Annotated in this window: 1 protein-coding gene; it reads right to left on the reverse strand. The window is 34.9% G+C overall.

All coding sequences use genetic code 11. The features are described from left to right. A partial coding sequence (locus ACVC3Y_RS00090) for a hypothetical protein (RefSeq protein ID WP_452225712.1) occupies positions 1 to 370 on the reverse strand: 370 nt, incomplete at both ends.

Here is a 370-nt window from a genome sequence, read left to right on the forward strand (position 1 = left end):
GTTCCTGTTGTCCAATTAAAATTATCTGTTTCCGAAAAGTTAAAAGTGGCATTTTCTCCGTCTGGGATATTTAAAATACTATTCCAGTTTAGGTTACCCACTATATTTCCTTCTAGTGTACCAGATGGATTAATAGTAGTATCCCAATTCATACTTGCGCCTACAAACACATTATAAGTACCATCTGTAAAATTTTTGCCTAATGTATTTTGAAAAGAAAGTGTACCCGATTCTACTTGAATAGTTCCGTCATTATTATTTATAGGAAGTACAATTGCGGCGATTCCAGAAGAAGTTGTCTTTTTGATCAATCCTTCATTATTTAAAACACCTGGTGTTCCCGACCAACTGATATTTCCTGCATCTGCCT

It is taken from the genome of Lacinutrix cladophorae (assembly GCF_053604645.1).